We start from the raw sequence: 26,025 nt of genomic DNA on the forward strand, positions 1-26,025 counted from the left end.
CCTACTCCGCCGTGCCTTCCTCGTACTCCGCCGACATCGACAGCCATTTTTCCTCATGGCCGGCCAGCTGTTGCGCAAGTTGTGAGCGCTCCTTGGCCAGCCTTGTCGCGGTCGACGGGTCCTTTTCGTAGACGGCCGGGTTGGCGAGTTCGTCCTCGATCAGGTCGATGCGCTTGCGGAGGCGGTCCATCAGCGCTTCGGTGGCGCGGATTTCCTTGGCCAGCGGCTCGAAGGCGGCGCGGCGCGCGGCCGCATCGCGGCGGCGGTCGGCCTTCGACGCTTTGTCCGCCTCGCGCTTGCCGCGGCGGTCGCCGGAGACGCCGGTGACCAGTGTCTTGTAATCCTCGAGATCGCCGTCATACGGATTAACCGCGCCGTCCTTGACCAGCCAAAGCCGATCGGCGGTCGCTTCGAGCAGATGGCGGTCGTGCGAGATCAGGATGACCGCGCCGGGAAAATCGTTCAGCGCATGGATCAGCGATTCACGGCTGTCGATATCAAGATGGTTGGTCGGCTCGTCGAGGATGAAAAGGTTCGGCCCCTCGAAGGCCGACAGGCCCATCAGGAGCCGCGCCTTCTCGCCGCCGGACAGATCCTTGGCCGCGGTATTCATCTTTTCGGTGGTCAGGCCGAACTGGGCGACGCGGCCGCGCACCTTGGATTCTGGCGCGTCCGGCATCAGCCGGCGGACGTGTTCATAGGCGTTTTCATCGGGCCTGAGGTCGTCGAGCTGGTGCTGGGCGAAGATTGCCACCTTCAGCCCGGGCGCCACAGTCATGGAGCCGGTCTCCGGCTTCAGCCGGCCGGCCAAAAGCTTGGCGAAGGTCGACTTGCCGTTGCCGTTGGCGCCGAGCAGCGCGATGCGGTCGTCGGCATCGATGCGCAGCGTCATCTTCTTCAGGATCGGCGCACCCTCGACGTAGCCGACATTGACGTTGTTCAGCGCAATGATCGGCGAGGCCACCGTCTTCACCGGCTCCGGAAAGGAGAACGGCCGCACCGTGTCGTTCACGATCGCGGCGATCGGCTTCATCTTCTCCAGCGCCTTGATGCGCGACTGCGCCTGCCTCGCCTTCGATGCCTTGGCGCGGAAGCGCTCGACAAAGGATTCCATGTGCTTTCGCGCGGCTTCCTGCTTGACGCGGCCCTTCTCCTGCAATTCGCGCTGCTCGGTGTATTGGCGCTCGAACTGGTCGTAGCCGCCGCGCCAGAAGGTCAGCTTCTTCTGGTCGAGATGAACGATCGAATTAACGGCGCGGTTGAGCAGGTCGCGATCGTGCGAAATCAGCAGCACGGTATGCGGATATTTCGACACGTAGTTTTCCAGCCACAGCGTGCCTTCGAGGTCGAGATAATTGGTCGGCTCGTCGAGCAGCAGCAGATCGGGCTCGGCAAACAACACGGCGGCCAGCGCGACGCGCATGCGCCAGCCACCGGAGAAGGACGAGGCCGGGCGCCGCTGCGCGGCATCGTCGAAGCCGAGGCCGGCGAGAATGGTGGCCGCGCGTGACTCGGCCGAGTGCGCATCGATATCGGCCAGCCGCATGTGGATGTCGGCGATGCGGTGCGGGTCGGCCGCCGTCTTTTCCTCTTCGAGCAGCGCACTCCGTTCGAGGTCGGCCTTGAGCACGATCTCGATCAGCGGCTCCTCGGTGCCCGGCGCTTCCTGCGCCACCTGGCCGATGCGCGTGTTCTTGGGCAGGCTGATCGAGCCGGTCTCGGAGGCGAGGTCGCCGGTGATCGCCTTGAACAGGGTCGTCTTGCCGGTGCCGTTGCGGCCGACAAGGCCAGCCTTGCTACCGGCCGGCAAGGTCAGTGAGGCATGGTCGAGAAGCAGGCGTCCGGCCATGCGGAGCGAAAGGTCGTTGATGATCAGCATGGCCGGGCTTTTGCACGGGACAACCATGCTTCGCAAGGGCTTGAGCCCCGGTTCGCCGCATAAGCCGCGAAAACCGACAAAGCTGGTGATGTCGACCCCGCGCGCCGCGACTTCCCGCAAAACGCAAAAAGAACCCGCTATCCTGAGGGGGGACAAGGAGAGCGGGCTCTTTCGTGAACGGCGGCCTTGGGAGCGTCCGATCGACATCCAAACACGCAGCAGCTTGGTTTGTTCCATGGGAAGAATGAACTATGTGATGAACAAACGCTGCTGTGGCCGGCAGGTTTGTCCACAGGGGCGTGCCGTCTGTACGCTATCGACCATGACGCTGCGGAAAGACTCGGCTATCCTTGGATGTGCGGCGGGCCTGATCTCCGCCTGGCCGGCGCCATCAGCTTCCTCCCAAGCGGCGCCGGCCACCTTCCTTGACCGGCGCCGACGCCATTTGAGGCGGTCATTGTTTCGGCGGCGTGCCGGGCTGATCGCCGCCGGTCGTCGACTTCGGCACCGGATTCTTGTCGACCTGCGGGTTCTGATCGACCGTGTCGCCAGGGGCCTTGGTCGGCTGGATGTTGTTGTCGCAACCCGCAACAGTCAGAGCTGCCATAAGCAGCAGGATTGAGCGCTTTTTCATCGCAGTCTCCTCTCGCCCGACAACGAGGCGTCGGCGATTTGGTTGCGCGGACGGTGTCGTTCCTGCATTCGCCAGGGGGCCCGGGAACAAAATGCCGCGTCTCCGGTTGCTGCACAATCAATGGAGGAAGGCATGATCCGTCTGCTCATCGCCGGGGCAATCGTCTATGTCGCCTATCGCGTCGCCAAGAAAGTGATCGACGAGGTGCCCGACGATTTTGATCCGCTGCTGCTGCCGCCGCCACAGGACGATCGCGAGGCGCTGCGGCGGCAATCGGCAAGGATGGGCGTCGAGCCCGAGCGTTAGTCGACAGGCCTGCCCGCAAGGCTTCTTCGTTCACGAGCCCTATTCCGGCTCCGCAAACCGTTGCGAACAAAGCAGAAACGATGCTTGATGGGCGATGAACCTCGCCGCCCGTGATTCGTCCTTCCAGCCGGCCTATCTGGCGAAGCTCAACGCCGAGCAGCGGCTTGCCGTCGAACATGGCGACGGCAAGATCGCCGGGCCGTTGCTGGTGATTGCCGGCGCCGGCTCCGGCAAGACCAACACGCTGGCGCACCGGGTCGCGCATCTGATCGTCAGGGGTGCCGACCCGCGCCGCATCCTTTTGATGACATTTTCGCGCCGTGCCGCGGCGGAAATGGCCAAGCGGGTCGAGCGCATCGCCGGCGAGGTGCTGGGGCGCGATGCCTCGGTGATCACCGATGCGCTGAGCTGGGCCGGCACGTTCCACGGCATCGGCGCCAGGCTGCTGCGCGATTATGCGCTGGAGATCGGTCTCGATCCGGCCTTCACCATCCACGATCGCGAGGATTCCGCCGACCTGATGAACCTCGCCCGCCACGAGCTTGGGTTTTCGAAGACCGAAGCCCGCTTCCCGACCAAGGGCACCTGCCTGGCGATCTATTCGCGCGCCGTCAACGCACAGGCGCCGCTCGGCGAGGTGCTGGGTTCGGTGTTCCCGTGGTGCGCCGGCTGGGCCGAACAGCTGAAGCAATTGTTCGCCCGATATGTCGAGGCCAAGCAGGCGCAGAACGTGCTCGATTACGATGACCTGCTGCTCTACTGGGCGCAGATGGCCGGCGAGCCGGAAATCGCCGCGCATCTGGGTGCACGTTTCGACCATGTGCTGGTTGATGAATACCAGGACACCAACCGGCTGCAGGCCTCGATCCTGACGGCCCTCAAGCCCGACGGATCGGGGCTGACGGTGGTCGGCGACGACGCGCAGTCGATCTATTCGTTCCGCGCCGCGGAAGTGCGCAATATCCTGGATTTTCCGAAGCAGTTCGCGCAGCCGGCCGAGGTCGTCATGCTGGAGCGCAACTACCGTTCGACCGAGACGATCCTGGCGGCGGCCAATGCGGTGATCGGCGAAGCGTCGGAGCGTTTCACCAAAAATCTCTGGACCGAGCGCAAATCGGCGGAAAAGCCGAAGCTGGTCAGCGTGCGCGACGAGACCGAGCAGGCGAGCTATGTCTGCCAGGCGATACTGACCGAACGCGAGGCCGGCACTGTTCTCAAATCACAGGCGGTGCTGTTTCGCGCCTCGCACCATAGCGGCCCGCTGGAGATCGAGCTGACGCGCCGCAACATCCCCTTCGTCAAGTTCGGCGGGCTGAAATTTCTCGATGCAGCTCACGTCAAGGACTTGCTGGCCGTGCTGCGCTTTGCCGAAAACCCGCGCGACCGCGTCGCCGGCTTTCGCGTGCTGCAACTTCTGCCGGGCATCGGCCCTTCGGCCGCCAATGCGATCGTCGAGACCATGGCAAATTCGCTCGACGAGACGATGGGGCTTGCCCGCTATCGGCCGCCGCAGCGTGCCGCCGACGACTGGCCGGGTTTTGTCGCGCTCTATAGCGGCCTGCGCGCCGGCGCGCAAAAATGGCCGGCCGACATCGAACAGGTCAGGCTCTGGTACGAGCCGCATCTGGAACGTATCCACGAGGATGCAACGACGCGCCGGGCCGATCTCCTGCAGCTCGAGCAGATCGCTTCCGGCTATGCGTCGCGCGAGCGCTTCCTCACCGAGCTGACACTCGATCCGCCGGACGCGACCAGCGACGAGGCTGGCCCGCCGCACCGCGACGAGGATTATCTGATCCTGTCGACGATCCATTCGGCCAAGGGCCAGGAGTGGAAGAACGTCTTCGTGCTCAACACCGTCGACGGCTGCATCCCGATCGATCTCGGCGTCGGCAGCAAGGAGGACGTCGACGAGGAGCGGCGGCTGCTCTACGTGGCGATGACGCGGGCCAAGGACAGCCTGCACATGGTCATGCCGCATCGCTTTTTCGTCCACGGCCAGGCGGCGCGCGGCGACCGCCATGTCTATGCCTCGCGCACGCGCTTCATCCCGCGCTCGATCCTAGGCGCCTTCGAACAGCTGGCTTGGGCCAGCGTCCAGGCCAGAGACGATCCGCGCCGCCAGCCGCAGGTACGTGTCGACCTCGGCGCCCGCATGCGCGGCATGTGGAAATAGGCACCTGCCTCGACGTCGGCGCTGCTCGCCCGGCGACCGCTCCCGGAGCCGGCGAAAAAACAATCCCGGCAACATGGAACCTCGCGCCGTGATCCGCGTTTCTGCCCGACCCCCAGACCGGAGAACGGCGTCCGCCGTGACCTCCGCCCATTCGAGAGGCCAGAATGCACGACAGGACGTTTTCCACCCCGGTCGCCCTAACCGTTGGCGCCGGCTACAAGCGTACGATCGCTTCGTTCTCCGAGATGCACGAATTCCTGACCGAGTTCCCGCCTTCGCGCCGCCGGCTGAGCTATGGCGCCGCGGTGAAGGCCTGCGAGGCGGCACGTGCCGGCGATATCTCGGCCGAAGCGGCACGCGACGCCCTGATCACCTTTGCCGTAACGGCAGGCATCCTCTGGCCGGCCGCCCAGCCGGCGGTCTCGGTCAAGCCGGTCGCCCGGGGCCTCGGCGGCTACGCCGCCTGACAGAAACGACCATCAATGGACCGTCATCGGGCCGCCGCCCGGCGGGTCGCCCGCTGCCGCGGTTTCGAAACTGACCTGATCGCGGCCGTTCGATTTGGCCCTGTAAAGGTGCTTGTCCGCCACCACGAACATCTCGGCGTAGGTGGTCGGCCCGCTGAAGGCGACGCCGCCGATGCTGACCGAGAGAGGACAGGGCCGGCCGCCAGGCGAGAACTCCGCCTCACGGACGCGCCGGCGAATTGTCTCCGCCACCAGCCAGGACTGCGAAGGATCTGCGCCGGGAAGGAAGACCGCAAATTCCTCGCCGCCGATCCGGCCGACGATGTCGGCGCCGCGTAGCTGGCCCTGGATTGTCTTGGCGATCAGCTTGAGCGCCTGGTCTCCGCAGTCGTGGCCGAGGCGGTCGTTGACGGATTTGAAATGATCGGCATCGACGATCAGCAAGGCTCCGGCATTGACGACGGAATGGCTGCGGGCCTGTTCGAGATAGGCCTCGACGAGCATGGAAAATGCACCCCGGTTGAATACCGCCGTCAGGCTGTCGGTCGCCGCGACGACGGCCAGTACCTTCTGCGCGATCGCCAGCTGGCGCATTTTCCACATGAGGAAGAAGAAGAACGAGCTGGCCAGGACAAGCGGCAGCAGCAGGTCTGTGAGCTGCGCCCGCCACAGCGCTTCCGGCGACAAATATGGGAAATTAAAGGAATCGACGAGGAATGCGGCTGCAATGCAGACCGCCGTGCCCGCGACGGTAACGGCCACGACCCTGCCCCAGCTCGTTGGGGACAAATCGATCTGCATGCTTTTGCTCCTGCTTCAGCAGGCTACCTTGAAGCAACAGCGCAAACGAAGTCCTAAGACTTTGCTTTCAATTCGATCGCAGTCGAAGCGAACCAGCCGTCGAGATGGCGGCCAGATAAGAAGATCGGTCCTAAATCAGCTGCCGTCTGATGCTCATCCGCGTTACCGCGGTCACAAGAATGGCGCCGATCATGAAATAGATGGTCGCGACAATGTCGCCCTGGTGGAAATAATAACCGGAGTTGAGAAGCGCCAGGACCACGGCGAAGAACGCCACGAGGCGCAAGGGTTCATTGGGCATGCGTGCCAATTCTCGCTGTTGCTGCTGAATGCTGCTGAAGCGGCCGCCCTCACGACCATCCGCTCCATAAAATGTTTTGGCGCGTTTTGCAATCTCGGCAGATCGCCCTCTATCCACCGTCCGCTTCACCAGCCGCCCCAGGTTCAGGCGAAAGCCCTGCCCTCCTCGCTGCGCTGGAACATCGTCAGGTCCAGTCCGAGGCTTGGCTTGCCCAGAATGGTCAGGATCGCATGCGCCTGGCCGCGGTGGTGGGTCTGGTGGTTGAAGAAGTGGTCGAGCGCCGGCGCCAGCCGCTGCGAGACGGTGCGCATATCCGAGACGGTCATGTAGGAGAAGCGGCCCGACAGCGCCTTGTCGCTCAGGCCGTCGACCCAGTCGATGATCCGTTTGTCCTCGGCCTCGCGCGCCAGCCGCAAGCCTGGCAAGGCGCGGTGCAGGACCGTGTCGAGCCTTGCCGGCGCGTCGCCCTCGCCGGTGAAGCGTTTCATCCAGATACGGTCGGCTGCCAGGAGGTGGTTGAGCGTTCCCATCATAGAACCGAAGAAGACGCCGACATTGCGGTCGAACTCTTCCTCGTCGAGATCGGCGGCGGCATCGTAGATGCGGCCGTTGGCCCATTGATTGTAGGCCGCAAACATCCTGAAATGCTGTTTCATTTTCTCCCGACCTGCGAGACCCCCTGCGCGGGTCTGTTTCGGGCATAGTTAGACTGCAAGGACGCTGCCGCCAATGACCATTCTGCTCTATGACCTTGTCGGACGCGATGCCGCCCGCCCATTCAGCCCACATTGCTGGAAGGCGGCGATGGCGCTGGCCCACAAAGGGCTCGACATCACCAGCGTGCCGACCCGTTTCCTTGAAGTGCCGAAGGTGGAAGGCGGCGTCTCGAAGCTCGTTCCGGTGATCCGCGACGGCGAGACGGTGGTCGCCGATTCCTTCGCCATCGCGCTCTATCTCGAGGAGACCTATCCCGAGCGGCCGACATTGTTTTCCGGCGACGGCGGCAAGGCGACGGCGCGCTTCATCGAACGCTGGTCGCAGCTGACCATCCATCCCTACGTCACCACCGCTGCGATACTGGACCTGCACGCCATGCAGGACGAGGCGAACGCCGCCTATTTCCGGCAGAACCGCGAGCAGCGCTTCGGCAAGCCCCTGGAGGCGGTTTACGCCACCCGCGACGCCGGGCTCGCCGGCTTCCGCGCCTCGCTGGAGCCGCTGCGCTCGATGCTTGGCTATCAGCCCTTCATCGGCGGCCGGTCGCCGCTATTTGCCGACTACATCGTTTTCGGCGCGCTGCAATGGGCGCGCATCGCCACGCCCTACCGGCTGCTCGACGACAGCGATGTCATGGCGCAATGGTTCGAACGATGCCTCGATCTGCATGGCGGCCTCGGCCGCACGGTTGCGGCCGCAGCGATCGCCCCGCTCGAGAGTTGAAATCGGCAGTTTTTATCGGAGGCGCCACATTTTGTTCTTGCTTTGTGCCGGCAGCTATGCTACTAATCTCGATATGGTGATGATTCGCACCGACGCCCGCCCGGCCTGCCGAGGCGGGTTTTGTTTTGCCGATCGAGGTCCAACGGCGTTGCCGGCAGGGATGTCGTCCGGCCTTAGCTGCAAGTTGCCAGCCGGCGAAATGCGACAATGCGGGTAGACGAAGTGTCGCTCGAAGCGCCTCATCAGCGCCTGGATCGAAGCAAACAAGACGAACATCCGGCGAACCGGGCAATCACAACAAGGCAACGCGCCATGACGGCAAACCCAGAGTTCCCGGCCGATTTTCGCGCTGCGCTCGCCAACCTTTTCCTGTGGCGGCGCGACGTCAGGCGGTTCAAGCCGACGCCGCTCCCCGATGGAGCGCTGGAGCGGCTGCTCGAGCTTGCCAGCGCCGCGCCGTCCGTCGGGCTGAGCCAGCCCTGGCGCTTCGTCGTCGCCGAGAGCGAAGCATGCCGCGCCGCCGTCAGGGCCTGCTTCGAGCGCTGCAACGCGGAGGCACTCCAAACCTTTTGCGGTGAACGCGCCGCCCTGTATTCGCGCCTGAAGCTTGCCGGCCTGAATGAGGCGCCCTGCCAGCTTGCGGTTTTCGCCGACCGCGCAACCGAGCAAGGGCATGGGCTTGGCCGCCTGACTATGCCAGCCACCATAGACTATTCAGCTGTCATGGCGGTCCACACGATGTGGCTGGCGGCGCGAGCCGAAGGAATAGGCATGGGCTGGGTCTCGATCCTCGATCCGGCCGAGATGGCGACGATCCTGGACGTGCCGCCTGAGTGGACACTGATCGGTTACTTCTGCATCGGCTACCCCAGCGAGAACCACAGCGTGCCGGAACTGGAACGGGAAGGCTGGGAGGTCCGGCGCGCTTCGATCGTGATAAGGCGGTAGTGCAATGGCGGCGCTGCCATCCTCTTTGCGCTGAAGAATGACTCCTCCCCCTGCAGGGCTGTGGATGTCATGGATGGTTTCGCCGATCGTCATCATTGCCAGCAAGACACCATGGCAAAGCCAGTCGTGACGGGCTTGACCTGAGGAAGGGCATAGAATGTTTCGCTACGACATGCAGGCCGAGATCTGGGTCTATCCGGGCAAGGGCGGCTGGCATTTCGTGACGCTGCCGCCGGAGTGTGGGGCCCGGATCAAGACGGCGACGGTGGGGATGGCAAGGCCCTGGGGCTCGCTTGGCGTGGAAGCCGTCATCGGCCAGACCAGATGGCGGACATCGCTGTTTCCCGACAAGAAATCCGGCAGCCTGCTCTTGCCGATCAAGACCGCGGTGCGGGTTCGCGAAGGCCTCGGGGCTGGCGACACGGCCAACCTGACGATCGAGATGCAGTTATGACGACGTAGTCTCAGGCTGGCGACGACGCGCTATAGGGCGGCCAGTCGATCGGACCCAAAGTGAGTACGGTTTCTGGAAAATCCGATGCTCAGCAAAAAGATGGAGCGGCGGCATGGTTCGACTTGAAAGTCCGCCGCCCCAGCGCAGAAATGCGTGCCGGGCCGGCCTCCCCTTGGCAAGGCAGCGGGCGGCTTGTATAGAGCCCGCCACCCTCAATTGCACTCTCCATCACAAGGACGATCCCATGGCGCTCGAACGCACCTTTTCCATGATCAAGCCCGATGCGACCCGTCGCAATCTCACCGGCGCTATCACCAAGATACTGGAAGATGCCGGCCTGCGCGTCGTCGCTTCGCGCCGGGTGTGGATGAGCCGCCGCGAGGCGGAAGGTTTCTATGCCGTCCACAAGGAGCGTCCGTTCTTCGGCGAGCTGGTCGAGTCCATGTCGTCGGGCCCGACAGTCGTGCAGGTACTGGAAGGCGAGAACGCCATTGCCAAGAACCGCGAAGTGATGGGCGCAACCAATCCGGCAAGCGCAGCCGAAGGCACCATCCGCAAGCTGCACGCGCTGTCGATCGGCGAGAATTCCGTGCACGGTTCCGATGCGCCGGAAACCGCCGCGCAGGAGATCAAATACTGGTTCTCGGACACCGAGATCGTCGGCTGAGCCGGCATCCCGAACCCCATCAAAGAGGCCGGTGCAACGCCGGCCTTTTTTGCTAAAGCGCGTCGCGTTCGACCGGTCTCATGCGACGGGCTTCAGGTTCTTGTCTTGATGCATGTCGTTATCGCAAAACCGCTGCACAGTTTTGCGCGACATGCAGTGGCGGACATTTTCAGCTTCAGGCTCCTCGACGGGTCACGGGTGCGTTAAGCTCGGAGGGGCGGATCAAACGCGGTCCCGACAATGGAGCCGACCAGGCCATGACCAGCACCATTCCCGGTTTCTTCCAAGGCACCGAAATGCCAACCGGCGGCTGGTGGGAAGCGCTGTGGCCCGAGCCTGCCAGTGTCCTGGCGGCAGTCGGCATGAAGCCCGGCACGGACGTGGTCGATCTCTGCTGCGGCGACGGCTGGTTCTCGCTGCCAATCGCCAGGGTCGCCCGTCATGTAATCGCTATCGACATCGATGCCGATCTGCTCGAAGTCGCCAGGCGGCGGCTGGCCGAAGGAGGCGCGAGCAATTGCGAGTTTTTGGCGGGCGACGCCTATGAACTTGCCAGGCTGGTGCCTCAAACCGTCGACTTCGTCTTTATCGCCAACGCTTTCCACGGCGTTCCGGATCGGCCGCGGCTTGCCCGCGCCGTGCGCGCGACGCTTGGCCCTGCCGGTCGTTTTGCCATCGTCAACTGGCACCAGTATCCGCGCGAGCAGACCACGGTCCTGGGCGAGCCGCGCGGGCCAAAGACCGAGCTGAGGCTGTCACCCGAACAGACCACCGCGTCGGTGGAAGCGAGCGGGTTCAAGCTCGCCGAGCTGGTTGATGTGCCGCCCTATCACTATGGCGCGGTATTCAAACTCGCGACGAATTGAGAAATATCGCATGAGATGCGGCATCGTCGCCCGATACATGTCGCCCGCCGCCCCCTAGCGGCGGGTTCTGCCAGTCTATTTCGCCTCGCGTTCCTTCACGTTCGCATGTTCATTCGCCGCTGCCGTGTCGGTGGACGGGGTCTTGGTCTCTTCACCTGAAAACGGGCTGCCCTGCCCCGGTGCGAGATCGCCGCTATGGCCGGCCTTGTTGGTCTGGAACGGTTGGCTGTCCGCTTTGAGACCGTGGTCAAGAGCATTGACGAGATGGTCGTCCGCCTTGGCAAGGCCGGTAAAGGCAAGGAGCGATGCACCGGTGGCGGCAAGGATAAGCGTGTGCGTTTTCATGTCTGGACTCCTTTGAGTTAAGGCCAGAACGAGCCGCAGCCATTCTGGCGGCTTCAACGAAGGGACAAACGTCCCTTTTGCCTTACCCGCCATTCATGAAGAACTAACGCGCCCCCTGCCCGGCCTATTCCCGCTGAAACACAACGTGATCGGCATGCGGCTGCCGCGCGGGCCAATCGGCGCGGACTAAGCGCTAGCTCGCGGCGTTGAAGCGCAGGATGTCGCGGCCGTCTCTGTCGGCGATGACAAGCTTGCCGGCGTCGACGTGGTAGGATGCTGCTTTGGCCAGCGCCTCGAACAGCGCCTTTTCCTCGGCCATGACCTGAGGCGCGCAGGCCTTGAAGGTCGAGCCGATGTCGCTGACAGCGATCGTCGAGCCGTTTATCCTGGCGGTGGCGAAATAGACGTTGCAAGGGCCGCTGCCGCCGGCCTTGCCGGCTTCGCTGATGCGGAATGTCGCCCGTGGCTCGGCAATCACGCCGATGCCGTCGATATATTCGACCAGCCAACTTTGGCCGAACACGGAGGCTGCCGCCGGCTCGTCGCCCGGCGCCGCCATTTTCAGCATGATGGTCTGTAGCGCGTCGCTGAGCGGGTCGACCTGGAGGCGCGTATCGGTGACGAATAGCAGCCGGTCATCGACAGTGATGCGCGCCTGCAGCGCGTAGGTCATATCAGGCCGGATCACCCGCGGATCGAAGCTGATCTCGAACTTGATCGGCACCTGGCCGGCCGGCACCACCTTGCGCTCACCGATGATTGCGACCGGCGCGTCGGCCAGCGACACGTCGGCAAGCTGCACGGAAAGCACGGCATTGGGCGGCAGCGCGATGCGCTCGCGATACATCACCTCGCCCTTGAGGGTCTTTTCGGCAGCCGCAGAACGATCCGGGACGGCCAGGATGCCGACGGCCAGCGGCACCAGTCCGAAGATGAAGAACTCGGCGATCCTGTCCAGCATGATCCTGCTCCCCTTCCGGCAAAGGGTCTCGCAGGATTACGGTCAATGAATGGCTGTCGCGGGATTTATTCGGACGGCGGCTGCTTCCAGCGGCTCGCCGCCTTGTCGTCGGCATCCTTGGCATCGACCCAGCCGCCCTCGGAACCGTCGCTATGGTGTTCCTTTTTCCAGAACGGCGCCCGTGATTTCAAATAGTCCATCAGGAAATTCGCGGCCTCGAACGCCGCCTGCCGGTGGGCGGAAGCCGCCACTACCAGCACGATGTTTTCGCCGGGCGCGATCTTGCCGTGGCGATGGATCGCGGTGAGCCCCTGCAGCGGCCAGCGCTCGATTGCCTCGCCGGCGATGCGGGATATCTCGGCTTCCGCCATGCCGGGATAATGTTCGAGCTCGAGCGCCGAGAGCCTGCCTTGCTCGTCGCGGCAAAGGCCGGAGAAGGTCACCACAGCGCCGATATCGTTGCGACCCCTGGTCAGCCTGGCGATCTCGGCGGCGACGTCGAAATCCTCCGCCTGGATGCGCACGACCGGCACCACCGCGGACATGGTTCAGCCACCGGTCATCGGCGGGAACAGCGCGATCTCGCGCGCGCCGGCGATCTTCTCGCGGTGCTCGACATGTTCCTGGTTGATGGCGACGCGGATCACGTCAGGATATTGCAGCGCGTTCTCGTACTCCTCGCCGCGCGATTTCAGCCAGCGCAACAGGTCGGCGACCGTTTCGATGCCGGCCGGCAGTTCGACCTCTTCCTCCGGTCTGCCGATCCGCTCGCGCACCCAGGCGAAATAGATGAGCTTCGTCGACATTTTATTCATCCATGATGTGCTTGAGGCCGGCGCGGAAATAGTCGTAGCCGGTGTAGAGCGTCACCAGGGCTGCGATCCACAGCAGCACCAGCCCGGTCTGGGTGGTCAGCGGGAAGATCTTGTCGCCGGCGGGACCTGCAAGCAGGAAGGCGATGGCGATCATCTGGATGGTGGTCTTCCATTTGGCGAGCTGCGTCACCGGCACCGAGACCTTCAAGGCCGCCAGATATTCGCGTAGGCCCGAGACCAGGATCTCGCGGCACAGGATGATGATCGCCGCCCATAGCGACCAGCCGGCGATGCCGGCATGGCGGTCGGTGTCGGCGGCAAGCAGCAGCAGGCAAGTGGCGACCAGCAGCTTGTCGGCGATCGGGTCGAGCATCTTGCCGATGTTGGAGGTCTGCTGCCAGGCGCGCGCCAGATAGCCGTCGAAGTAATCGGTGATCGAGGCGAGCAGGAAAATGATGAGCGCCGACCAGCGCGCGAAGTCGCTCGATTTCAGATGGCCTTCCAGGAAGAAGCACAGCACCACCAGCGGCACCGCCAGGATGCGGGCGTAGGTGAGCATGTTGGGCAGGTTGAACGCGCGCTGGGACATGTTTTGGGAACTCTTTCTGCCTGCTTAGTCAAATCAGAAGCGAATGTGGGGGGTCAACAGGCCAGAATCGATTAGCCAGCCGAAATATCGGCAATAGGTCTTAGCTCTCGTGAAAATGATTGTAGACCAATTTCGCCACCTGCTCCGAAATGCCGTCGACCTTGACCAGGTCCTCGACGGCGGCACGGCCGACCGCCTTGGCCGTACCGAAATGCATCAGCAGCGCGCGCTTGCGGCCGGGGCCGATGCCGCTGATCTCGTCGAGCGGGCTCTTGACCATCTCCTTCTTGCGGCGGGCGCGGTGCGAACCGATGGCGAAGCGATGGACCTCGTCGCGCAGCCGCTGGACGAAATAGAGCACCGGATCGCGAACGGGCAGCGAGAATGGGGCCTTGCCCTTGACGAAGAAGCGTTCGCGGCCGGCATCGCGGTCCTGACCCTTGGCGATGCCGATGGCCACGACGCGGTCCTCGATGCCGAGATCGGCGAGAATCTTGCGCACCGCCGTCATCTGGCCCTGGCCGCCGTCGATGAGGATGACGTCGGGCCAGGCGGGGAAGGCGCCCGCGTCCTCGATATCGTCGCCCGGTTCGGTAGGGCTCGCCTCGTCCGCGCCCTCGGTTTGCGGGGCGTCACCATGTTCCTTCAACAGCCGCGAGAAGCGCCGCTGCATCACCTCGCGCATCATGCCGAAATCGTCGCCCGGCGTGATCTCGGTCGAGCGGATGTTGAACTTTCGATACTGGTTCTTCACAAAACCTTCCGGCCCGGCGACGACCATGGCGCCGACCGCGTTGGTGCCCATGATGTGCGAGTTGTCATAGACCTCGATGCGCACCGGCGGCTTTTCCAGGCCGAAGGTCTCGGCAAAGCCAGTGAGCAGCCGCGCCTGGGTCGAGGTTTCGGCGAGCCGCCGGCCGAGCGCCTCGCGCGCGTTCTGCAGCGCGTTGTCGGTCAGGTCCTTCTTCTCGCCGCGCTGCGGCACGGAGATCGACACCTTGCGGCCGGCGCGGGTGGAGAGGGCCTCCGCCAGCAATTCCTGGTCCTCGACGCCATGCGACAACAGGATGGTGCGTGGCGTCGGCTTGTCGTCGTAGAACTGCGCCAGGAACGATCCCAGCACCTCGCCGGCTTCGAGCGCCGGATCGGCCTTGGGAAAATAGGCGCGGTTGCCCCAGTTCTGGCCGGTGCGGAAGAAGAACACCTGGATGCAGACCTGGCCGCCCTCCTGATGGATGGCGAAGACATCGGCCTCGTCGACGGTCTGCGGATTGATGCCTTGATGGCTCTGCACATGCGACAGCGCCGCCAGCCGATCGCGATAGATGGCGGCGCGTTCGAAATCGAGGTTCTCCGAAGCCTGCTGCATGGCGGCGGAGATCTCCGTCTTCACCTTCTGGCTGCGGCCGGAGAGAAAATCCTTCGCCTCGGCGACAAGCCTTGCATAGTCGCCGTGCGAGATTTCGCCGGTGCACGGGCCGGCGCAGCGCTTGATCTGGAACAAAAGGCAAGGCCGGGTGCGGTTCTCGTAGAAGGAGTCGGTGCAGCTCCTGAGCAGGAAGGCGCGCTGCAGCGAGTTGATGGTACGGCCAACTGCGCCGGCCGAGGCGAAGGGGCCGAAATAGTCGCCCTTGCGCGAGCGCGCGCCGCGGTGCTTGTAAATACCGGGCGAGACATGGTCGCCGGTCAACAGGATATAGGGGAACGACTTGTCGTCGCGCATCAGCACGTTGAAGCGTGGCCGCAAGCGCTTGATGAGGTTGGCTTCAAGCAGCAGCGCTTCGATCTCGGTGCGGGTGACGACGAACTCCATGGTCGATGTCTCGCGCACCATGCGGCCGATACGGCTGGTGTGGAACCGGCCTTGCGCGTAGCTGGTGACCCGCTTCTTCAGGCTGCGTGCCTTGCCGACATAGAGCACGTCGCCGGCGGCATTCATCATGCGGTAGACGCCGGGCGCATTGGGCAGCCGCTTTACCAGCGTCTGGATCACCTCGGCGCCGACCATGCCGTCGGCGTCGCCGGCATGCGGGGTCCAGTCGATGGCGGTGAAGGTAACGTCCGGACCGCTGGCTGCAGGCTCGACGACTTCCTCGGCCGCCTCGTCCTCGAGGTCGATTTCGGGCGGCAGGTCGTCGGCGCCACCGCGCGTTTTTTGTTTCTGGTCCATGGGGCTCATTCCGTCATGCCTGTCACATCGGGCGTCTGCCATGCAAGATGCTGGCCGCCGTCAAGCGCGATCATCTGGCCGGTGACCGAGCGTGCCGCCCAGAGATAACGGATAGTGGCACCGAATTCCGGCAATTCCGGGCCGCGTTTCAGGATCAGCCCGGCAATCTGGGCATCGAAATCGCTGTCGTGCTGGCGCGTGTTCTTCAAGGTCGGGCCAGGACCAATGGCGTTGACACGGATGCGGGGACCCAGCGCCTGCGCCATCATCTCGGTCGCCGCCCACAAGGTCGACTTCGACAGCGCATAGGAGAAATAACGCGGCGTCGGCCGCCAGACGCGCTGATCGATCATGTTGACGATCAGCCCCTCACTGTTCTGCGGCAAGGCCCGGGCGAAAGTCTGTGCCAACAGCGCCGGCGCCTTGACGTGCATGGCGAAATGGCGATCCCAGGCCGGCCACTCGAAATCCTCAACGCTGTCGTGCTCGAACAGCGAGGCGTTGTTGACCAGCAGCGACACCGGCCCGAGCGCCGCCGCAGCGCGGCCGACCAGGTTGCTGACCGCGTCCATGTCGGTCAGGTCGGCAGCAATCACTGCGGCCCGGCCATGTCGACCAAAATGACCACTGGTGATCTGGGCCGCCAGTTCCTCCGCCTCGGCCAGCGAGCGATTGCAATGAATGGCGACGGCAAAACCATGCGCGGCAAGATCTTCGACGATCGCCCTGCCGATCCGTTTCGCACCGCCCGCCACCAGTGCCGTCGCGGCGACCTTGCTCATCTGTCAATCCTTAATCCGATGCCGATTCCGGCCTGCCGGGATCGCGCCGGCAAATTATGGCCCGCCAAGCGTTAAATCCCATTTCCACCTGGGGCAGGATTGTGGCAAAGTGCCCGGTGGGCGTTTTGGCTCGACCGGAATTCGGGCCAGCCCGCCCGCAATATAGGGCTCTGGAGCCCTTACACCAAGCCGTGTGCAGTGCAGCACGGCGAACCTGCTGACATTCGCTGTTGCGAAGATGCAACGTCAAGGTTCTGCCTCATTCGTGCCAGGGAATGACCCAAGTTCAGGTTCGCTTCAGCCGCATTTCGACACGACATTTGGAACCGTTGAACGCCGGATCCGTTTCATCCCCCGGACGGGTTGAGGGCGCTCATAAACAACAAGCCTGTGTCCTGTGGCTTAAGGAGTAAAGAACAATGCAAGCCAATCTTAAATTTGCGCGACCGCTCGCGGTGGCGTTTGGGCTGTTCGCCCTCGGCGGAACCGCCTATGCCGCGGACGTGGTTCAGGAAGAGCCGCCGGCACCTGCCCCGATCGCAGAACTTCCGGTCGCATCCTGGGCCGGTCCCTATGCCGGTGTGAGCGTCGGCTACGGCTTCGCCGGCCACGCCAAAGCCAAAGACATTGGTGTCGACGTCGACACCAAGGGTTTTGTCGGCGGCGTCTTCGGCGGCTATAATTGGCAGCAGGAGAACTTCGTCTACGGTGCCGAAGCCGATATCGGCTACAACGGCGTCAAGGGCGACGATGCCGGCATCGAGGCCAAGGGTGGCTTCGAGGGCTCGCTGCGTGCCCGCCTCGGCTACGCTGTCACCCCGGACATCCTGCTCTACGGCACCGCCGGTGGCGCGCTGAAGAACCAGAAGATTGAAGCTGCCGGCGTAAGCGATACCAACACGCAGTTTGGCTGGACAGCCGGCGTCGGTACCGACATCAAGATCACCGACAATGTGTTCGGCCGTGTCGAGTATCGTTACACGGACTTCGGCAGGAAGGACTTCGACGGTATCGGCAAGGTCAAGTCGACCGACAATCGCGTCACTTTCGGCGTCGGTATGAAGTTCTAAGTCGTCCAAGCCACGACACGAAAAAGCCGGGCCTCGCGCCCGGCTTTTTTTGTGGCACCGGTTGAGGCCGCCCGCCCTCAAGCCGGGATGGCGGGCTTCAGCTCCGGGAATTTCTCGTCGAAGCGTGCCGCCCAGCGCGTCAGCCGGCCGCGGCCCTTTTCCCATTTTCCAGCGAAGCGCAGCGAGAGATAGCCGAGGCAGGCGCGCAATGCGATCTGGCCGAGGGTGATTTTCTTCGGCAGCTTCGGCGGGTTCGCGTTGAGCAGATCGAGCGCGTCCGAAATCTTCGTCCACTGGCGCTCGAGCCAAGGCTGGTAGACCATCTCTTCCGGCCGTGTGCGCCGCTCGTAGACCATCGACAGCGCGCAGTCGCAGATGCCGTCGGCCAATGCCTCCAGCACCTCCGCCTCGAGGCGCTTGTCGGGATTGCGCGGAAACAATGCGTTCTTCGACATCCGGTTGAGATGCTGGGTGATGGCGCGGCTGTCATGGACCGAGCGGCCGTCGTCGAGCACCAGCACCGGGATCTTGCCGAGCGGATTGGCGCCGATCAGCGCGGCCGGTCTTTCCTCGGTCTTTATCGGCACGAGATCGACGGCGATGCCGGCATGTAGTGCTGCCATGCGCACCTTGGAACTGTAGGGAGAAGTAGACGCGTAGAGCAGTCTGGGCATTGTCGATTCCTGTTTGCCGGCTACAGCTCCATATGCCTCATTGGACGCGCAAAGGATCGGTAGCATTGTGACTTCGCGCATGACCCTCACCGAAAATCGATTCCGACAGGGGCTCGTGCATGGGCACTGTTGACCGATCATGCAGGGTTCATCAACGGCCAGAGGCGGAAAACCCCGCCGCCAGCGTACAACCATTGTCTCGCGTTCGGATGCGATGAATCGGAGGTGCGTCGGCAGACGCGAGCGCGTCGGACAATCCAGATCCGAGCAACTACCAACTAGGCCTTGCACCGAAGGTTTGGTTTTGGCAGCCACGAAAATCCCACCGGACTTCGCCGCACGGCGAAGTCCTGGGAGCTGCGAAAAGATGTCTTCCTCCCGCCTCTTTCTCGTCCTGCCCGACCGTCAGCCAGCAAGCGAGGCGCCTATTAGGCATCCCGCCATGGCTGTCTTGAGTACTGTCCCCGGCGATCGGAGAACGGCGACTACTTCTTGGCCTTCGCCTTTGCGGGCGCTGCCTTCGGCTTGGCCGCGGGCGCTGCTTTCTTCACTGCTGCAGAAGATTTCGCAGCGGCGGCCTTTGCCGGTGCAGCCTTCTTCGCAGCGGGCTTCGCCACGGCCTTTGCAGCCGGCTTCTTGGCCGGTGCAGCCTTGGCCTTGGCCGGTGCTGCTTTTGCCTTGGCAGGTGCCGCTTTCTTCACGGCCGGTTTTGCCGCGGCCTTGGCGGCCGGCTTTTTGGCCGGCGCTGCTTTTGCCTTAGGCGCAGCGGCCTTCGCTTTGGCCGCGGGTGCTGCTTTCTTCACAGCAGTTGCGGCCTTTGCCGCAGCTGCTTTTGCCGGTGCTTTCTTTGCCGGTGACTTTGCCGGTGCCTTGGATGCCGGCGCTTTGGATGACTGCTTAGCCATATCATGCCCCTTCCGTTGTGCCGACGGCCGTTATTGACCCGGCGCGCATTGCATATCTGACTCGCGGCTTGCTAGCCAGCGAAGCATTAGAATGATTTTTGCAGCTTAAGTTTCGGTTACGGCGAGCGCGCGACCATTTTACCCGCGCAAAAACCGGCTGCGAATCTTTGTGTCCCGCAGCGAAGTTCTGCGACAGAAATTCTGCTCGCTCTATCTCGACCGGTCTTCTCGTCAAGCTCAGGACCTTTTCGACCAGCTTTGCGCTTCAACGTCCGACGCTCAGCGCGAACATTGTCAAGAGCGAAGGCGGTCGCCCGCCTCGTCTTGTTCGAAACGATAAACTACAGGTAAGTAGGAAGCAACGCGACGAGCACGCCGCTGCACTATCTTGCACGACGCGATGAAAGTAAGCAGACAGCTCGCATTTCTGAAGGACAGGATATCGTTCGATAGATCCGGTCGAGCCGACCGCGTGATCGAATGCGCTCGGCCGTTCAGGCGCCGAGCGGCTCACGGCTCATCTGCAGCCGGCGCGAAGGCTCGGCCCTGTGGAGATGGACGGCGAAGGTATCCCATGGCGGCATGACCGAAATCTGCGCCAGGATGCGCCCCGCTTCACCGCGATGATAGCCGCCGTGGAGTACGACGTGGGTCAGCATTTCCTGTCGCGACATCAATGCTTTATCCCCGTCGGTGAACACGATGCGACGGGCTCGGACAGCTGCCGCGACGAGACGGTTTCGAGATAATCGAGATACCAGCGATCGGTCGCTGCGACTGCGGCGCGAAGTTCGTCGAACGCCGGCGTGTCCTCGGTGGTGTCGGCGGAGTAGCCATGGGTTGCGTCAACCAGGTGCGCCGAGAATATCCGCGACACCACATGGCTGTGATCGATGAGCCCTATCACGGCCTGCCGTTCCTTGCCGTGAACATGCGGGTCGAGACTCGCGAGCTTTTCCAGCAGTTCGTCGTTGGCCCAGGCCTGATAGGCAAACAGGCTGCGAAGCAGAGCGAGCGCATTCATGGTCGGTGTCCTTTTTCGGAAATGCGAGTATGTTGTTTATATTTTCAGGAGAATGGGCGAACGTGTCTACTCGCATTGCAAAACCGCATCCGCGCATGCGCAAACAGCCGCGCCAGGCGCGTTCCAGGGCAACCGTCGAGGCGATCATCGAGGCGGCGGCTCATGTTCTGAGCGGGCTGGGGTGGGCCGGCTTCACCACCAACAAGGTTGCCGAGACAGCAGGTGTAAGCATCGGCACGCTCTACCAGTATTTTCCCGACAAGCTTTCCCTGCTCGCTGCCGTCCGGCGCCGTCACTTCGATCATGTGCTGTCGGTCATTCGCGATTCGGCGGAAGACCAAAAGCCGCTCAGGAAATTCGCGCAGGAGCTGGTGCGCGGCATGATCGCCGCGCACAGCATTCACCCGACACTACATCAGGTGCTGCTCGACGAGGCGCCGGGCGATCGCGGCTCCAGGGCCGCCCATGCTTCGTTCCAGGCACAATACCTCAATCACTATGCGACTGCTGTCGCCACTTATCGCAAACCAAGGAAAGGCGCCGACACGGAGGCAGTTGCGCGCGTGCTGTCGTCAGCGATCGAAGGTGTGATCCATAACGCGGCACGCCGGAACATGCTCGCCGCGCCGGAGCTGCAAAAGCAACTCGTCGAACTGATCTGCGCCTACCTATCGGGAGCAGGCCGCATCGGTCGATAGCGCATGGCACGGCGGAAGTCGCGATTTCTGTGTGTCGTTCAAACCCGGCTTATGAGGCGCGGCAAGGACGATACCAACAATGCCCCACCTGATGCGGCCAAGAGTGTGAGGACGATCGTTCGAAAAGTCGCCTCGCTAACGCCGGTGTAGAGTCTCGCGCCAAGGAGTGTCGGTATCAACATCGCCGGTGCGACGAGGGCAAACATCGGCAGCATTTCGAGCTTGATCTTTCCGGCCGCAAGATAGGCAGCCATCGTCATGGAGAGGGTCACAAGGTTGAAATTCTGGATGACAATACGCTGCCTGTCCTTTTCCCATTGGCGCAGCACGCACCACAGCGTTGGAACCGGGCCGGTGAAGCCGCCAAGTCCACCCATGATGCCGCCGACCAGACCTATTGCACCGTCTGCAACAGGACCCCCGACCGTGATGGGAGGGAGGCGAGGCGCAAAGAGCATCAAGGGACACCAAACGACCAGCAGCGCGCCGAAGACCAACTTGAACAACTGCACATCCAGCAAAGGCAGGACGGCGACACCGACCGGAATCCCGATGATCCCCCCGATCAGGAATGGCAGCAGAAGCTTGAGATCGAAGCCCCGGCGGACCGTGACGGCGGCGATGATCTGGCCGGTGAGCGCCCCAAAGACCGCCATGGCGGCAGCAAGCTGGGGCTCCACGGTCCAAACCCAAATCGACATGGCAACCAGGCTGAAAGCGAACCCGGAAAGCCCTGGACGAAGCCTGCAACGACCGCGCCGAGAGCAACAGTATAAACAAGCGAATCCATGTGGTGCTGTTTCCCCCGCAAAATGATCGATGTGGTCGGTTGGCGTTGACATGCATGGAAGTCTCCGATTTTCGCAACCTCGTCCGACCTTGGACCCTCAACACCAGAGAGGTATGAATGTCCTCCTTGCCGAGCTTGGCATTTGTCACATGGTTTTCGGCTGATCCCAGATCAGCCGCGGCTTTCTACGCGAATTTCGGAATTGCCTTCAGGCAAGAGCAGCATGGCTCCGGTCCGATACATTTCGCGTTCCAAGGTGAAGGGCTTGCGATCGAACTCTACCCGGCAGAAGCAACGACGCCGGAAGGAGCGGGAACGATGATCGGCTTCGAAGTCGCCAACGCAGATGAAGCTGCTTCTGCCGCCAAGGCCAACGGCTTTGGAATCATTGCGGACGTCAAGGCGACGGCTATGGGCCGACGTGTGATCGTCCGTGATCCTGATGGCCGTCAGGTGTTCCTTTTCTCGACCACCTAAGTGACGCAACAATCCGTCGGGATCGGAAAGCGCTGGTCAGCGCAGGACGCGGCAGCGGCCGTTGTAGACCATCCAGCGGTCGAAGCCCGAGACGCAGAATTCGACATTGTCGCCGATCGAGGCAAAGCCCTGGCCTTCTTCGATCAGGTACCAGATGGTGCGAGCGCCGCCGTCGGAGAGGCTGACGGTGGCGCCGCAATAACGGCGGCCGATCGGCCAGGTGTCGTCGGCCGGCAGATAGCGATGCTGGTGGATGCGCTGGAAGTCGACGATCTGCACATCCGGCAGATGCGGCACGTGATGCACCTGATAGGAGAAGCGGTCGGTGATCTTGTTCAGCACCCAGGCCTCGCCGCAGACGCCGCTATCCTCGTCGGTATAGATTGCAAGGTCGGCCGCCTGGACTGCCTGGGTGACGCCAAGAGGCGCAGCCAGCGGCGTGCAAAAGGCGAGCAGTGCGGCAAGGGCGGATTGGGCGAAGCGAGTCATGGCAGCCTCTCAAGGTCGACTACGCGCACTGTGCGGATTCGCTGACGCGCGGTCAAGCGGTTGTAGCGACCGTGGTTGTGGTGACGATGGTTGCGCTGACGGAACTGCAGGGCCGCGCCCTCAAACTACTCTCCCGCCAGCCAGTCCAGCGTCCAATGCGACGGCTGCTCAAGTGCAAGCAGCCGGTGCAGCGCCGGCAGCAGCGTCCGTAACTCGCCTTCCAGCGTGAAGGGCGGATTGACCACCACCATGCCGCAGCCGTCGAGGCTCGGCTCGACGGCGTCCGGCCTGATCTCAAAACCGATGTCGAGCAGCTTCGAAATGCCCGTCTGCTTCAGCGCCTTGCGGAAGGCGGCGACCGCCCTGCGGTCCTTGAGCGGATACCACAGCGCGTAAATCCCTCCTGGCCAGCGCCGATGGGCTCTTTGCAGCCCGTCGACCAAGCGACCGAACTCGCCCTCTTCCTCGAAAGGCGGATCGATGAGCACGAGGCCGCGCTTTTCCTTTGGCGGCAGATGCGCGCCGAGGGCCAGCCAGCCGTCGAGCTCGATCACCCGGGTCTGGAAGTCGCCGTCGAACAGCGCCTTCAGCCTGGCGGCATCCTTAGGGTGCAGTTCGACCGCCGACAGCCGGTCCTGCTTGCGCATCAGGTGCCGGGCGATCAGCGGCGAACCCGGGTATTTTTTCATGCCGCCGTCCGGATTGAGCGAGCGGACGGCTTCAAGATACGGCGCCAGCAGTGCTGCCGCCGGCGCATCGAGGGCCGCATCGACGAGCCGGCCGATGCCGCCTTGCCATTCGCCGGTCTTTTGCGCTTCGGTCGAGGACAGATCGTAACGGCCGATCCCGGCATGGGTGTCGATGACCCGAAACGCCTTGTCCTTCTGTTTCAGATATTCGATCAGCCGGCTGAGCACGACATGCTTGACGACGTCGGCGAAGTTCCCGGCATGGTAGGCATGACGATAGTTCAATTGGAGCCCCTGCCCCAGCGCGGCGGTGGCGGCTGCGAGTTCGGATTTTCCGGCCGACGGCCGCCGAAACGGAATGCCAGCACCAGCCCGACCAGGCCCGCCGCCATCAGGGAAAAACCAACCGGGCGCGCCCGGCGGTCGACCTCGCCGGCCCCCGAGCGCAGGACGAGATCGACGGCCCGCATCGGAATGCCTTCGGCGTCGCCCGGACCGACGGTGAAGATGTAGGAACCAGGGGTAACGGTCGGGATCAGGCCAGCCTCGTCGCGAAAGATCCTGTCCGGCAGTTGCGGGCTGACCTGGCGCGGATTGTCGGAGTGATTGAACTGCAGCGTCGAGGCGAGCACCGTCCTGCCGCCGGTGGCGGCAGTGAGGGTCAACACAGTGCGCTGCTGCGAGACGATGCGCTCGGCTCTTGCCGTAAGGTCGACCAGCAGGCGTAGCGGCCCGTCACGTGCGCTCAGGGGCACGGTCACCGGCTTGAACCGGCCCTGGTCGTAAACTCGCCAGGTGCCGATCTCACGGCCGGAGAAATTGGTCATCGCCCAGGGATAGACGACGCCGATGCCGGTACCGATGAGCAGTATCAGGGCGAACAGGGAGCGCATGAGGTCAAGTCCCGGTATTCGGCGCGATGGTGCCGTCGCGGGCGCGCTCCATTTCGTCCAGGAGCATGTCAAGGCCGAGATCAAACGTCCGGTCGAATTCGGCGGTGCCGAAATAACGCCCGGCCGCAGCTACTTTTGGAAAATCCTGCGCCAGTTGCTCGTCGCTGACGATGGTCACGGCCGAAGGCCCCTTTGCATAGCCGGCAGTCTCGTCGAGGATGGCACCCATCAGATAATAGCCGGTGGTGCGGAACAGCCGCGCACCCAGTTGCGGTCCGAAGCCGCCGGCCTCGAACAGGCCAAGGATGCCGTTCAGCCAAGTGAGACAGGTCGGCGAATTCATCCGGTAGGTTACAAGGAACGTGGCAAAGGCCGGGTGCTCACGCGCGACGCGGCGGAAATCCTGCACGGCAATGCGTAACCTTTGTCGCCAAGGGAGGTCCGCGTCGGGCATTTCGAGGGAGCCGATCAGCCGATCCACCAAGGCTTCGAAGAGATGCGCCACCGAAGGAAAGTGGTGATAGATGCTCATGGCTTCGCAGCCGAGTTCTGCCGCCAGCTTGCGCATCGAAAACCCGGCGAGGCCCTCGCTCTCGATCACCTTCAAAGCGGCATCCTCGATCATCTCGCGAGACAGCCGGCCGCGCGGTCGCTTTTTTTTGATCGATGTGTCCATGGTGCCGCTTGACAACTTACGCTGTAAGGTTCATTTTCGACGTTACCTTACACCGTAAGGCCAACAAACGCCAGAGGAGAATGTCATGTCTGCCTATCGTACTCTTTCATCAACGCATTCTTCCATCCGCCGCGCCTGCCTGCTCGCCGCCACCTGTGTGCTGACCCTGGCTGCAGCTCCTTCTTATGCCGATGAGTATGACGCGACCGTCAAGGACATCCAGTCGACCATGGGCGGGGTGCCCGGTTTCGTAAAGCAGTTCCCGAAAGCCGGTCTGCCCGGTGCATGGGCCGAGGTCAAGGCCATCCAGCTCAGCGACAAGACGGCGCTGCCGCCGAAGGTCAAGTCGCCGATCTCGCTGGCGGTGGCGGCGCAAATCCCGTGCAACTACTGTATCTGGTCGGACACGCAGGACGCCAAGCGCGCCGGCGCCACCGACGAGGAGATCCAGGAGGCGGTCGCCGTTTCAGCGCTGACCCGCCATTGGAGCACCATCTTCAACGGCATGCAGGTCGATTTCGATACGTTCAGGAAGGAGATGGGCGGGCAGTAATGCTTTCGTTATTAGAGCGGGACGCGTTCAGACTGAATTAGCCTTCCCGCTTCGACTGTTTTGTGTGATCCGCCAGCACCTCATCGATGACCCGCCACGATTTTTCCGCCTCGCGCTGGTTGCCGTCATGTCCCGAAGCGACGATCAGCGCCTTCCACAACACCCAGCCCCGTGCGCGCGCCCAGCTGTGCTCGTCAAGGGCAATGGCGTCGCGGAACGCCTGACGGCTCTCGCCGTAAAATTCCGTCCACGCGATCACCAGATCACAGGCAGGATCGCCGATAGCCGAACTACCGAAATCGACGACCGCGTAGAGCTTGCCATCTTCGACGAGCAGATTGCCCGAGGCGACGTCGCCATGGACCCAGACCGGCGGGCCATTCCAACGCGCGGCCAAGGCCGTAGCCCCCCCCGCCACCGCCGCGGCCCTGTCGAAGACGCCCCCCCCCGCCCCCACCCCCGGGCGGGGCTCGGGGGCGTAGAACC

At 63.2% G+C, this 26,025-nt stretch carries 34 protein-coding genes; 12 read left to right on the top strand and 22 right to left on the bottom strand.

Annotated features, from left to right (window positions below; all coding sequences use genetic code 11):
- Position 1: 1 nt before the first annotated feature.
- Entirely contained in the window at positions 2–1,879 is a 1,878-nt protein-coding gene (locus NKH67_RS28080) for an ABC-F family ATP-binding cassette domain-containing protein (protein ID WP_352501875.1), read from the bottom strand.
- A gap of 454 nt (positions 1,880–2,333) precedes the next feature.
- Positions 2,334–2,513 carry a hypothetical protein gene (locus tag NKH67_RS28085; RefSeq protein ID WP_023677659.1) on the bottom strand — a complete coding sequence of 60 codons (180 nt, stop codon included), beginning with the start codon at positions 2,511–2,513 and terminating at the stop codon, positions 2,334–2,336.
- A gap of 132 nt (positions 2,514–2,645) precedes the next feature.
- On the opposite strand from NKH67_RS28085, the gene NKH67_RS28090 reads away from it, so the two are divergent.
- From NKH67_RS28090 to NKH67_RS28100, 3 genes are all read left to right on the top strand, one after another.
- Positions 2,646–2,819, top strand: a complete 174-nt coding sequence (locus NKH67_RS28090) for a hypothetical protein (protein WP_023677660.1) — start codon at positions 2,646–2,648, stop codon at positions 2,817–2,819.
- Positions 2,820–2,913: 94 nt separating this feature from the next.
- On the top strand, positions 2,914–4,995 hold the full coding sequence (locus NKH67_RS28095; RefSeq protein WP_352501874.1) for an ATP-dependent helicase: 2,082 nt from the start codon (positions 2,914–2,916) through the stop codon (positions 4,993–4,995).
- 164 nt (positions 4,996–5,159) lie between these two features.
- Complete coding sequence (locus NKH67_RS28100) at positions 5,160–5,462, top strand: DUF982 domain-containing protein (RefSeq protein ID WP_023677662.1); 303 nt, start codon at positions 5,160–5,162, stop codon at positions 5,460–5,462.
- 12 nt (positions 5,463–5,474) lie between these two features.
- On the opposite strand, the gene NKH67_RS28105 is transcribed toward NKH67_RS28100, so the two are convergent.
- The 3 genes from NKH67_RS28105 to NKH67_RS28115 all read right to left on the bottom strand — a co-directional run bounded on the left by NKH67_RS28105 (position 5,475) and on the right by NKH67_RS28115 (position 7,220).
- Positions 5,475–6,263 carry a GGDEF domain-containing protein gene (locus NKH67_RS28105; protein ID WP_352501873.1) on the bottom strand — a complete coding sequence of 263 codons (789 nt, stop codon included), beginning with the start codon at positions 6,261–6,263 and terminating at the stop codon, positions 5,475–5,477.
- A gap of 130 nt (positions 6,264–6,393) precedes the next feature.
- On the bottom strand, positions 6,394–6,693 hold the full coding sequence (locus tag NKH67_RS28110) for a hypothetical protein (RefSeq protein ID WP_352452962.1): 300 nt from the start codon (positions 6,691–6,693) through the stop codon (positions 6,394–6,396).
- A gap of 14 nt (positions 6,694–6,707) precedes the next feature.
- On the bottom strand, positions 6,708–7,220 hold the full coding sequence (locus tag NKH67_RS28115; protein WP_352472607.1) for a DinB family protein: 513 nt from the start codon (positions 7,218–7,220) through the stop codon (positions 6,708–6,710).
- A gap of 73 nt (positions 7,221–7,293) precedes the next feature.
- Here NKH67_RS28115 and NKH67_RS28120 point away from each other — a divergent pair, with 73 nt between their 5' ends.
- The 5 genes from NKH67_RS28120 (at position 7,294) to NKH67_RS28140 (ending at position 10,939) form a co-directional block, all read left to right on the top strand.
- Complete coding sequence (locus tag NKH67_RS28120; RefSeq protein WP_352501872.1) at positions 7,294–8,004, top strand: glutathione S-transferase family protein; 711 nt, start codon at positions 7,294–7,296, stop codon at positions 8,002–8,004.
- A gap of 312 nt (positions 8,005–8,316) precedes the next feature.
- Positions 8,317–8,952 carry a 5,6-dimethylbenzimidazole synthase gene (bluB, locus tag NKH67_RS28125; protein ID WP_352501871.1) on the top strand — a complete coding sequence of 212 codons (636 nt, stop codon included), beginning with the start codon at positions 8,317–8,319 and terminating at the stop codon, positions 8,950–8,952.
- 157 nt (positions 8,953–9,109) lie between these two features.
- Positions 9,110–9,406 (top strand): DUF1905 domain-containing protein, encoded by a 297-nt coding sequence (locus NKH67_RS28130; protein WP_352472604.1) that lies wholly within the window; start codon positions 9,110–9,112, stop codon positions 9,404–9,406.
- A gap of 244 nt (positions 9,407–9,650) precedes the next feature.
- Positions 9,651–10,073 (top strand): nucleoside-diphosphate kinase, encoded by a 423-nt coding sequence (ndk, locus tag NKH67_RS28135; RefSeq protein WP_023677669.1) that lies wholly within the window; start codon positions 9,651–9,653, stop codon positions 10,071–10,073.
- A 257-nt stretch (positions 10,074–10,330) separates the two neighbouring features.
- A complete protein-coding gene (locus NKH67_RS28140; RefSeq protein WP_352472603.1) occupies positions 10,331–10,939 on the top strand; it encodes a class I SAM-dependent methyltransferase in 609 nt (202 codons plus the stop codon).
- A 75-nt stretch (positions 10,940–11,014) separates the two neighbouring features.
- Here the strand turns inward: NKH67_RS28140 and NKH67_RS28145 are convergent, their stop codons facing one another.
- The 7 genes from NKH67_RS28145 to NKH67_RS28175 all read right to left on the bottom strand — a co-directional run bounded on the left by NKH67_RS28145 (position 11,015) and on the right by NKH67_RS28175 (position 16,601).
- On the bottom strand, positions 11,015–11,284 hold the full coding sequence (locus NKH67_RS28145) for a hypothetical protein (RefSeq protein WP_352501870.1): 270 nt from the start codon (positions 11,282–11,284) through the stop codon (positions 11,015–11,017).
- Positions 11,285–11,477: 193 nt separating this feature from the next.
- Positions 11,478–12,245: a YbaY family lipoprotein gene (locus NKH67_RS28150; protein ID WP_352501869.1), complete on the bottom strand. Its 768-nt coding sequence runs from the start codon at positions 12,243–12,245 to the stop codon at positions 11,478–11,480.
- A gap of 65 nt (positions 12,246–12,310) precedes the next feature.
- Positions 12,311–12,790: a molybdenum cofactor biosynthesis protein MoaE gene (locus tag NKH67_RS28155; RefSeq protein WP_352501868.1), complete on the bottom strand. Its 480-nt coding sequence runs from the start codon at positions 12,788–12,790 to the stop codon at positions 12,311–12,313.
- Between the two features lie 3 nt (positions 12,791–12,793).
- A complete protein-coding gene (gene moaD, locus NKH67_RS28160) occupies positions 12,794–13,051 on the bottom strand; it encodes a molybdopterin converting factor subunit 1 (protein ID WP_023677674.1) in 258 nt (85 codons plus the stop codon).
- A gap of 1 nt (position 13,052) precedes the next feature.
- Positions 13,053–13,649 carry a CDP-diacylglycerol--glycerol-3-phosphate 3-phosphatidyltransferase gene (pgsA, locus tag NKH67_RS28165; protein ID WP_023719790.1) on the bottom strand — a complete coding sequence of 199 codons (597 nt, stop codon included), beginning with the start codon at positions 13,647–13,649 and terminating at the stop codon, positions 13,053–13,055.
- 100 nt (positions 13,650–13,749) lie between these two features.
- Positions 13,750–15,828 (bottom strand): excinuclease ABC subunit UvrC, encoded by a 2,079-nt coding sequence (uvrC, locus tag NKH67_RS28170; RefSeq protein ID WP_352501867.1) that lies wholly within the window; start codon positions 15,826–15,828, stop codon positions 13,750–13,752.
- A complete protein-coding gene (locus NKH67_RS28175) occupies positions 15,825–16,601 on the bottom strand; it encodes an SDR family oxidoreductase (RefSeq protein ID WP_353032250.1) in 777 nt (258 codons plus the stop codon). The genes uvrC and NKH67_RS28175 overlap by 4 nt, the downstream gene beginning before the upstream one ends.
- Positions 16,602–17,020: 419 nt before the next feature.
- On the opposite strand from NKH67_RS28175, the gene NKH67_RS28180 reads away from it, so the two are divergent.
- Positions 17,021–17,671: an outer membrane protein gene (locus NKH67_RS28180; protein WP_292662341.1), complete on the top strand. Its 651-nt coding sequence runs from the start codon at positions 17,021–17,023 to the stop codon at positions 17,669–17,671.
- 77 nt (positions 17,672–17,748) lie between these two features.
- Here the strand turns inward: NKH67_RS28180 and NKH67_RS28185 are convergent, their stop codons facing one another.
- The 4 genes from NKH67_RS28185 to NKH67_RS28200 all read right to left on the bottom strand — a co-directional run bounded on the left by NKH67_RS28185 (position 17,749) and on the right by NKH67_RS28200 (position 20,274).
- The gene (locus NKH67_RS28185; protein ID WP_352472598.1) at positions 17,749–18,345 is read right to left on the bottom strand and encodes a glutathione S-transferase family protein; all 597 of its coding nucleotides are present in this window, start codon (positions 18,343–18,345) and stop codon (positions 17,749–17,751) included.
- Between the two features lie 485 nt (positions 18,346–18,830).
- Positions 18,831–19,250: a hypothetical protein gene (locus NKH67_RS28190; RefSeq protein WP_352493235.1), complete on the bottom strand. Its 420-nt coding sequence runs from the start codon at positions 19,248–19,250 to the stop codon at positions 18,831–18,833.
- Between the two features lie 494 nt (positions 19,251–19,744).
- Complete coding sequence (locus NKH67_RS28195; RefSeq protein WP_352501865.1) at positions 19,745–19,924, bottom strand: DinB family protein; 180 nt, start codon at positions 19,922–19,924, stop codon at positions 19,745–19,747.
- Entirely contained in the window at positions 19,924–20,274 is a 351-nt protein-coding gene (locus NKH67_RS28200; protein ID WP_352501864.1) for a hypothetical protein, read from the bottom strand. Before NKH67_RS28200 ends, NKH67_RS28195 begins: the two co-directional genes overlap by 1 nt.
- A gap of 62 nt (positions 20,275–20,336) precedes the next feature.
- On the opposite strand from NKH67_RS28200, the gene NKH67_RS28205 reads away from it, so the two are divergent.
- Positions 20,337–20,972, top strand: a complete 636-nt coding sequence (locus NKH67_RS28205) for a TetR/AcrR family transcriptional regulator (RefSeq protein ID WP_352501863.1) — start codon at positions 20,337–20,339, stop codon at positions 20,970–20,972.
- A 38-nt stretch (positions 20,973–21,010) separates the two neighbouring features.
- Here the strand turns inward: NKH67_RS28205 and NKH67_RS28210 are convergent, their stop codons facing one another.
- Complete coding sequence (locus tag NKH67_RS28210) at positions 21,011–21,673, bottom strand: sulfite exporter TauE/SafE family protein (protein ID WP_353032252.1); 663 nt, start codon at positions 21,671–21,673, stop codon at positions 21,011–21,013.
- A gap of 206 nt (positions 21,674–21,879) precedes the next feature.
- Here NKH67_RS28210 and NKH67_RS28215 point away from each other — a divergent pair, with 206 nt between their 5' ends.
- A complete protein-coding gene (locus NKH67_RS28215; RefSeq protein ID WP_352501860.1) occupies positions 21,880–22,239 on the top strand; it encodes a VOC family protein in 360 nt (119 codons plus the stop codon).
- Between the two features lie 36 nt (positions 22,240–22,275).
- Here NKH67_RS28215 and NKH67_RS28220 read toward each other — a convergent pair whose 3' ends face one another.
- The 4 genes from NKH67_RS28220 to NKH67_RS28235 form a co-directional block, all read right to left on the bottom strand.
- Positions 22,276–22,728, bottom strand: coding sequence for a hypothetical protein (locus tag NKH67_RS28220; protein ID WP_023677684.1), 453 nt, complete (start codon positions 22,726–22,728; stop codon positions 22,276–22,278).
- Positions 22,729–22,853: 125 nt separating this feature from the next.
- On the bottom strand, positions 22,854–23,702 hold the full coding sequence (locus NKH67_RS28225) for a 23S rRNA (adenine(2030)-N(6))-methyltransferase RlmJ (RefSeq protein ID WP_352501859.1): 849 nt from the start codon (positions 23,700–23,702) through the stop codon (positions 22,854–22,856).
- Positions 23,699–24,310 carry a hypothetical protein gene (locus tag NKH67_RS28230; protein ID WP_352472592.1) on the bottom strand — a complete coding sequence of 204 codons (612 nt, stop codon included), beginning with the start codon at positions 24,308–24,310 and terminating at the stop codon, positions 23,699–23,701. Before NKH67_RS28230 ends, NKH67_RS28225 begins: the two co-directional genes overlap by 4 nt.
- A 4-nt stretch (positions 24,311–24,314) precedes the next feature.
- The gene (locus tag NKH67_RS28235; RefSeq protein ID WP_352501858.1) at positions 24,315–24,986 is read right to left on the bottom strand and encodes a TetR/AcrR family transcriptional regulator; all 672 of its coding nucleotides are present in this window, start codon (positions 24,984–24,986) and stop codon (positions 24,315–24,317) included.
- Between the two features lie 85 nt (positions 24,987–25,071).
- On the opposite strand from NKH67_RS28235, the gene NKH67_RS28240 reads away from it, so the two are divergent.
- Positions 25,072–25,539: a carboxymuconolactone decarboxylase family protein gene (locus tag NKH67_RS28240; protein ID WP_352501857.1), complete on the top strand. Its 468-nt coding sequence runs from the start codon at positions 25,072–25,074 to the stop codon at positions 25,537–25,539.
- Between the two features lie 37 nt (positions 25,540–25,576).
- Here NKH67_RS28240 and NKH67_RS28245 read toward each other — a convergent pair.
- The coding region (locus NKH67_RS28245; protein WP_353032254.1) for a phosphotransferase at positions 25,577–26,025 on the bottom strand (449 nt) is incomplete at its 5' end.

Source organism: Mesorhizobium sp. M0968, from assembly GCF_040319065.1.
Taxonomy (GTDB): domain Bacteria; phylum Pseudomonadota; class Alphaproteobacteria; order Rhizobiales; family Rhizobiaceae; genus Mesorhizobium.

Bases quoted from the DNA above. Each gene is read 5' to 3' on its own strand.
- NKH67_RS28100 (WP_023677662.1), top strand. From the start codon at position 5,160: ATGCACGACAGGACGTTTTCCACCCCGGTCGCCCTAACCGTTGGCGCC.
- NKH67_RS28180 (WP_292662341.1), top strand. From the start codon at position 17,021: ATGCAAGCCAATCTTAAATTTGCGCGACCGCTCGCGGTGGCGTTTGGG.
- NKH67_RS28085 (WP_023677659.1), bottom strand. From the start codon at position 2,513: ATGAAAAAGCGCTCAATCCTGCTGCTTATGGCAGCTCTGACTGTTGCG.
- NKH67_RS28155 (WP_352501868.1), bottom strand. From the start codon at position 12,790: ATGTCCGCGGTGGTGCCGGTCGTGCGCATCCAGGCGGAGGATTTCGAC.
- NKH67_RS28120 (WP_352501872.1), top strand. From the start codon at position 7,294: ATGACCATTCTGCTCTATGACCTTGTCGGACGCGATGCCGCCCGCCCA.
- NKH67_RS28230 (WP_352472592.1), bottom strand. From the start codon at position 24,310: ATGCGCTCCCTGTTCGCCCTGATACTGCTCATCGGTACCGGCATCGGC.
- NKH67_RS28140 (WP_352472603.1), top strand. From the start codon at position 10,331: ATGACCAGCACCATTCCCGGTTTCTTCCAAGGCACCGAAATGCCAACC.
- NKH67_RS28095 (WP_352501874.1), top strand. From the start codon at position 2,914: ATGAACCTCGCCGCCCGTGATTCGTCCTTCCAGCCGGCCTATCTGGCG.
- bluB (WP_352501871.1), top strand. From the start codon at position 8,317: ATGACGGCAAACCCAGAGTTCCCGGCCGATTTTCGCGCTGCGCTCGCC.
- NKH67_RS28210 (WP_353032252.1), bottom strand. From the start codon at position 21,673: ATGTCGATTTGGGTTTGGACCGTGGAGCCCCAGCTTGCTGCCGCCATG.
- NKH67_RS28130 (WP_352472604.1), top strand. From the start codon at position 9,110: ATGTTTCGCTACGACATGCAGGCCGAGATCTGGGTCTATCCGGGCAAG.
- NKH67_RS28185 (WP_352472598.1), bottom strand. From the start codon at position 18,345: ATGCCCAGACTGCTCTACGCGTCTACTTCTCCCTACAGTTCCAAGGTG.
- ndk (WP_023677669.1), top strand. From the start codon at position 9,651: ATGGCGCTCGAACGCACCTTTTCCATGATCAAGCCCGATGCGACCCGT.
- NKH67_RS28240 (WP_352501857.1), top strand. From the start codon at position 25,072: ATGTCTGCCTATCGTACTCTTTCATCAACGCATTCTTCCATCCGCCGC.
- NKH67_RS28215 (WP_352501860.1), top strand. From the start codon at position 21,880: ATGTCCTCCTTGCCGAGCTTGGCATTTGTCACATGGTTTTCGGCTGAT.
- NKH67_RS28175 (WP_353032250.1), bottom strand. From the start codon at position 16,601: ATGAGCAAGGTCGCCGCGACGGCACTGGTGGCGGGCGGTGCGAAACGG.
- NKH67_RS28235 (WP_352501858.1), bottom strand. From the start codon at position 24,986: ATGGACACATCGATCAAAAAAAAGCGACCGCGCGGCCGGCTGTCTCGC.
- NKH67_RS28220 (WP_023677684.1), bottom strand. From the start codon at position 22,728: ATGACTCGCTTCGCCCAATCCGCCCTTGCCGCACTGCTCGCCTTTTGC.
- NKH67_RS28190 (WP_352493235.1), bottom strand. From the start codon at position 19,250: ATGGCTAAGCAGTCATCCAAAGCGCCGGCATCCAAGGCACCGGCAAAG.
- NKH67_RS28090 (WP_023677660.1), top strand. From the start codon at position 2,646: ATGATCCGTCTGCTCATCGCCGGGGCAATCGTCTATGTCGCCTATCGC.
- NKH67_RS28115 (WP_352472607.1), bottom strand. From the start codon at position 7,220: ATGAAACAGCATTTCAGGATGTTTGCGGCCTACAATCAATGGGCCAAC.
- uvrC (WP_352501867.1), bottom strand. From the start codon at position 15,828: ATGAGCCCCATGGACCAGAAACAAAAAACGCGCGGTGGCGCCGACGAC.
- NKH67_RS28195 (WP_352501865.1), bottom strand. From the start codon at position 19,924: ATGTCGCGACAGGAAATGCTGACCCACGTCGTACTCCACGGCGGCTAT.
- NKH67_RS28145 (WP_352501870.1), bottom strand. From the start codon at position 11,284: ATGAAAACGCACACGCTTATCCTTGCCGCCACCGGTGCATCGCTCCTT.
- NKH67_RS28150 (WP_352501869.1), bottom strand. From the start codon at position 12,245: ATGCTGGACAGGATCGCCGAGTTCTTCATCTTCGGACTGGTGCCGCTG.
- NKH67_RS28105 (WP_352501873.1), bottom strand. From the start codon at position 6,263: ATGCAGATCGATTTGTCCCCAACGAGCTGGGGCAGGGTCGTGGCCGTT.
- NKH67_RS28200 (WP_352501864.1), bottom strand. From the start codon at position 20,274: ATGAATGCGCTCGCTCTGCTTCGCAGCCTGTTTGCCTATCAGGCCTGG.
- pgsA (WP_023719790.1), bottom strand. From the start codon at position 13,649: ATGTCCCAGCGCGCGTTCAACCTGCCCAACATGCTCACCTACGCCCGC.
- moaD (WP_023677674.1), bottom strand. From the start codon at position 13,051: ATGTCGACGAAGCTCATCTATTTCGCCTGGGTGCGCGAGCGGATCGGC.
- NKH67_RS28080 (WP_352501875.1), bottom strand. From the start codon at position 1,879: ATGCTGATCATCAACGACCTTTCGCTCCGCATGGCCGGACGCCTGCTT.